The 5658-nt window shown below is 44.3% G+C and carries 7 protein-coding genes; 1 reads left to right on the top strand and 6 read right to left on the bottom strand.

The annotated features are described in order from the left end of the window. Window positions 1-40 precede the first annotated feature (40 nt). From nrfD to A2517_RS07570, 5 genes are all read right to left on the bottom strand, one after another. The gene (nrfD, locus tag A2517_RS07590) at window positions 41-940 is read right to left on the bottom strand and encodes an NrfD/PsrC family molybdoenzyme membrane anchor subunit (protein WP_294895710.1); all 900 of its coding nucleotides are present in this window, start codon (window positions 938-940) and stop codon (window positions 41-43) included. Next, a complete protein-coding gene (locus A2517_RS07585; RefSeq protein WP_294895708.1) occupies window positions 940-1575 on the bottom strand; it encodes a 4Fe-4S dicluster domain-containing protein in 636 nt (211 codons plus the stop codon). Before A2517_RS07585 ends, nrfD begins: the two co-directional genes overlap by 1 nt. 235 nt (window positions 1576-1810) lie before the next feature. Beyond that, window positions 1811-3103 (bottom strand): histidinol dehydrogenase, encoded by a 1293-nt coding sequence (gene hisD, locus A2517_RS07580; RefSeq protein WP_294895707.1) that lies wholly within the window; start codon window positions 3101-3103, stop codon window positions 1811-1813. Window positions 3104-3115: 12 nt separating this feature from the next. Further along, on the bottom strand, window positions 3116-3529 hold the full coding sequence (locus A2517_RS07575; RefSeq protein ID WP_294895705.1) for a thioredoxin family protein: 414 nt from the start codon (window positions 3527-3529) through the stop codon (window positions 3116-3118). 2 nt (window positions 3530-3531) lie between these two features. Next, window positions 3532-4038 (bottom strand): shikimate kinase, encoded by a 507-nt coding sequence (locus tag A2517_RS07570; RefSeq protein ID WP_294895703.1) that lies wholly within the window; start codon window positions 4036-4038, stop codon window positions 3532-3534. Between the two features lie 62 nt (window positions 4039-4100). On the opposite strand from A2517_RS07570, the gene A2517_RS07565 reads away from it, so the two are divergent. Continuing rightward, window positions 4101-4409: a cupin domain-containing protein gene (locus tag A2517_RS07565; protein ID WP_294895701.1), complete on the top strand. Its 309-nt coding sequence runs from the start codon at window positions 4101-4103 to the stop codon at window positions 4407-4409. On the opposite strand, the gene A2517_RS07560 is transcribed toward A2517_RS07565, so the two are convergent. Then, window positions 4399-5658: methyl-accepting chemotaxis protein (locus A2517_RS07560; RefSeq protein WP_294895699.1), on the bottom strand; the 1260-nt coding region annotated here is incomplete at its 5' end. The genes A2517_RS07565 and A2517_RS07560 overlap by 11 nt on opposite strands.

Genomic DNA, 5658 nt, shown 5'->3' with positions numbered 1-5658 from the left:
ATGTTCTTCTACTTTCTAAATACATCATAGTTAATCCTCTTTAGCTCATTGGTAACAATTGTGGAATAACGAGCCAAACATGTTTGCTCACCCACAAGCCGATCAATGCTGATACCGCAGCAATTTTCAGCAAATAATACGATTGATTTTTGAGGCTTAGACATACCAAAGCCATTGGAACCAAGAATGCCATCACTTGACCGATCCAGAACATAACGGTGTATTCGCCGCCTTTAATGTAATGGAGAACCGCTGCAACCTCTTCGGCTTTCATAGGACCAAAAATGATCTCTGCCATATAGAGGATAAATGCGGCAGCAGCGCTAAGTCCCAAAACAATCGCCAAATCTTTTTTCACCGCGTCTGAGAATTTGTTTCCGCCGAGGAGAATCATCGTAGCAGACCCTGCTAACAATGCTGCCAAAATCATTTGCGCCGATTCGGTCGGCATTTGCCATAGTTCACGTGCCGTTGATTGCGCCATAAGTCCCGCCGTATACAACGTTACCGGAATCGCCAAAAGTACGGTCCATCCGAGGAGTTTATCGTACATAGCAACATCATTTTTCATATAGATTGCATACGCCATAGCAAACAGCAATCCTACAAAACCTGTCGCCATCCATGCACCGATCGTAATCGCTGACGTCAAATGAGGATGGAAGAAAATGTGCCAGAAACGGAACATTTGGTGCAAATCGATAACCGTAAAGAACAAGAAAATATGGATAAATACGATCGAAATCGCCACTACCGGAAAACGGATAAATCCGGTTTGCTCCGGATGTTTTTTAAGCAAATAAAACCCAAGGAAAATAATCCCCGTACCGATACTTTTCGCCCACATGTTCATGGTAATGATCCAACCCCAAACGATCCCGGGAAGAGCAACGTCAAGAGTTACAACCGCGTTGGTTGCCGCTATTGTTTCGTGTACCATTAGTGCCCTCCTATAGGGAGATGTTTAAGATTATTGAAGAGGTTATGCCCCTCGCCTCTGAACGATGCTAGAGGGTTCAACGTTACGTTACCGCCACCGACATAATAGTGGTGAGGGAATGTCCCTTTTTCCGGTTTACGCACTTGTACGTTCCCTTGATGTGATTGAATGTATTTGCTGATGTTCGACATCGGATCATCCAAATCACCGAAAATATTCGCTTCTACCGGACACGCTACAACACATGACGGCATCATCGCACTCGCAATACGGTGTGCACAATAGGTACATTTGTCAGCCGTTTGCGTTTGAGGATCGATGTAGATCGCACCGTATGGGCACGCCATAACACACCCTGCGCATCCGATACAGCGCTCTTTATCGATATTAACAATACCGTTTTCAAGATAGTGCAATGCACTAACCGGACAAATACGTTCACACGGTGCATTTGCACAATGGTTACAGCGAAGCGGCGTAAAGGTCCGTTTCGTCTCCGGGAATGTTCCCACATCAACATATTTGACACGTAGACGCCATGTACTAAGCGGAACTTCATTCTCCACTTTACAGGCGATCTCACAGCCCTTACATCCCATACAAAGGCGAAGGTCTACCAAGAAACCTAATTGCATATATTCTCCTTATTCCTGATTCACGTGAACGCCATTCATGTCATAAGCTACATGAATAATCTTTATTTGATGCCGTGATTACAGGCATTTGACGGCATTACTGCTGGGTTGATATTAGCTAAAGTAGGTTTAACTCAAACTAAAAAGCACCCCATTTTTGCTATAACTTTTTGATATGTTACCGTTTGGTAATTTCCCCGAAGAGAGGGAAAAAGGGGGAAAGTAAAAATAAGATTTATGAATCCAAGCGGCAGCGAACCGATGCTTCATGCGCACCAAGCCCTTCGGTATGGGCTATAAGGGCACATGCTTCACCTATTTCATTGATCGCTTGACGCGAAAAAGAGATGATAGACGATTTTTTCATAAAGTTCTCAACCCCAAGCGGTGAATAAAACTTCGCTGTCCCTCCGGTAGGGAGGGTATGGTTCGGTCCTGCCACATAATCACCGATTGCTTCAGGGGTATAATGCCCCAAAAAGATCGCTCCGGCGTGTTTTATAGCGGGAAGGAGTGCAAAAGGGTTATCGGTTGCTACTTCGAGGTGTTCAGGGGCAATCTCGTTCATAAGAGCTACTGCTTCTTCCATCGACTCGGTTACAATAATTGCGGCACGTTCTTCGATCGATTTACGGGCGATCTCTTCACGAGGAAGTTTTTTGAGCCAATTTTCTACTTCGATTGCACACGCATCCGCAAATTTTTGGGATGGGGTGATCAAAATGGAGCTTGCCATTTCGTCATGTTCTGCCTGAGAGAGCAAATCAATGGCGATATGGACAGGATTGGCCGAATCATCCGCCAATACACCGATCTCACTCGGCCCTGCGATCATGTCGATGTTCACCTCGCCGAATACCATCTTTTTCGCCGTTGCGACGAAAATATTTCCCGGGCCCGTAATGACATCGACTTTAGGGATCGTCGCGGTACCGTATGCCATCGCAGCAATTGCACTCGCACCGCCGACTTTAAACACTTCACTCACACCGCACAAATGACACGCCGCCAATAAAAGTTCATTCGGCTCATTATCGGGTGTCGGTGTCGTCACAACGATATGCTCCACTCCCGCTACTTGTGCGGGGATAACGTTCATCAAGAGTGAACTTGGATAGGCCGCTTTTCCTCCGGGGATATAAAGACCTGCACGATCGACGGGAGTCACTTTTTGCCCTAATATTGTTCCGTTTGCCTCGGTATCAAACCAGCTTTTCGGTAACTGTTTTTCATGGTAGCTTCGGATACGCTCATACGCCAAATGCAACGATGCTTTGAGTGTCGGGTCTAATGCCTCATAGGCTCGTTTCATGTCACCCGTATCAATGCGCAGCTCTGCACCGCTTGAGGGATTCCAGCGATCGAATTTAGAAATATGTCGAAATAATGCCGCATCGTCTTCAGAGCGAATCTCATCGATAAGTCCTTTAACGATCGAAGAGACATGCTCCATATCCATCTTTCCACGCCCTAACAGTTCGCCAAACACGGTATTAAATTGTGCATCATTGGTGTGAATAAGGGTCATAAACTCTCCTTTTTACTTTTTGGTCGTACTTTTTTTGTACTCTTGTTTGACAATATCAAGCGCTTTGAGAAAATCATCACTCTCAACAGCTCCCATTATCGGTTCGAACATCGGGGATTTCCCTTTGATAAACCATGTTGCGGGGGTGCCTTGTGTCATCAGAGACGGGGGCACCGTCCCCTCATCGACAACACCCTCATAGAGAATAAAATCGCGATTTAGTATCGTAACAATTTTTGGATCTTTCAACGTTTTTTGTTTTAAAACTTCACACCATCGGCATCCGTTTTTGGTCACTAGCACCATTAATGGTTTTTGCTCTTTGATCCCTCGCTCAACGGCTGAGGCAATATCTTTGTCCCATTTAAGATCGGCTGCAGATAATGCAAGTGTCGAGAAGAGCAGTATTAAAAATAGTTTTATCATCGTCATTTCACCTTTTTTAAAATCTCTTTTGCAATATCAGCAAGTTCTTTATTGCTAACATCAATAACAACATCGGCCACTTTTTTATAATGTGCTGAACGCTCATCATAGAGTTTAATCGCTTTCTCTATATCTTGAAACAGCGGACGTTTACGCAGTTTTTTTTCGGCATCGGGATGGGCAAGAATGCGGCTGTGAATCGTCTCAAACGGTGCCGACAAATAAACAACCGTTCCGATTTTTTTTAGATTCGGCACTTTAAAAAAACCGCCCCCGGTAGAGATCAAAGTTCCTCGCACCTCTTTTTGGAGCCACTGAGCCACTTTACGCTCTAAGATGCGAAAATACTCTTCACCCTCTTGAGCAAAAATCTTTTTGATACTACGGTTTTCCATACTCTCGATAATATCATCCGTATCCAGTGCCACTAAATCAGACTGCTGTACTATTTCACGTGCGACTGAGCCTTTGCCGACTCCCATAAAACCGATTAGGACGATATTCTTCATAGATTCTCTGATGTTGGTTTATAATGGTGACATCATATCACGCGTTAACTTAGGAGACTTTCTTGATCACTCTAAATAACCTATATCACACCGAAACTCCAGTTCCCAACAGCGAAATCTTTACCACTCTTTTTCAAAACCGAACACTCAAAATAGAATCGATCCGCTCACGTCTCAAAACACAGGGAGAGATCTATAATCAACAAGAAGATGAATGGGTAGTATTGTTAATCGGGGAAGCCACTCTCGTAGTTAACGAGCAGAGGCTAACACTCTCCGCAGGAGATTATTGTTTTATCCCTCGTCACACCAGGCATCAGGTTTTATCAACCTCTAGCGATGCCCTCTGGCTCGGAGTTTTTAGCTCTTAAACTCATTAATACGGGCAGAGAGAGATTGTGCTACCTGCACTAACTGTTTAGAGTCATTTTCAATCTGTTCGACACTTTTTTGATTCCCTTCAGAAACCGTATTGATTTCTGAAATTTTCTCAATGATCCATTCGATATGTCCTACCACCTCAACCGAATCATTATAAGAGCGTTCGGCGACCGCTACCGAGCGTTCCATCTCCGCTGACGTTGCAGAAATTTTATCTTCCACTTCATTCGATATAACCGTCAGTTCGTTCATACTTTTGGCGTTCTCACCCATTTTGTCACTGACATCATTGATCGCTTGAACAATCGTTCCGACACTGATCTCAATTTCGGTCAAACTTTTTTGGGTTCGCTCTGCCAGTTTTCGCACTTCATCGGCGACAACGGCGAATCCTCGTCCATGCTCACCCGCACGTGCCGCTTCTATCGCTGCATTCAAAGCGAGAAGATTGGTTTGATCGGCAATATCTTTAATAACTCCGAGAACACTTTTAACTTGATCCGCATCGTGTTGCAAAGAGACCAATCGAGAAGACATCTCATGCTCGGTTTCAATATACCCCTCAACCTCTTCTACCAATTTTGACAACGCATCTTTTGCTGTGATCAATTCACCATTCGCATTGGCAACATTTCGCTGTGTTTGTTCGGATACCGAAATCGCTCCGGAGAGTATCTCTTTAATCGAATGGCTCTTTTGCGTTGTCGCCTCGACGATCAATCTCTCTTGCTCTACCCCATTCGAAATCGTCCGTGTTGCATCCGTAATGGTCGTTGCTATCATCGAATTTTGTCGTCCTAAATCTTTCACTTCATTGACCGTCTCTTGCACCATTGAGACAAAATTATTGACCGCCAATGCAGCTGCCGAAAATTCATCTTTTTTACTTGCATCCAGACGTTTTGTTAAATCTTTGTCCCCGCTCACCAATGCACCGATACGAGTGCGAAGACCTTCCAACGGAGTCAATACCTCTTTTCCGAAGAAAAGATTGAGTACCGAAACGAAAACAATGACAACAACACTTAATGCAATCAAAAGAATCGTCTCTGTTTTGCTGATCTCAGCATCATTTTTCTCCAGAGATATCACCAAATCCATAACCCCGAGTACATCTCCGGTTTGAACATTCGAATGACACGCCAAACATCTCTCTTCCGCTATCAGAGGCTGTAGTAGACGAATTGTATGGATACCGTTCGTCTTTTCCGCAACATACGGTTTTTTAGTTTTAAAAAT

The sequence above is a fragment of the Sulfuricurvum sp. RIFOXYD12_FULL_44_77 genome, from assembly GCF_001830725.1.
GTDB lineage: Bacteria > Campylobacterota > Campylobacteria > Campylobacterales > Sulfurimonadaceae > Sulfuricurvum > Sulfuricurvum kujiense_A.
This window is presented reverse-complemented; position numbering and strand designations above follow the sequence as displayed.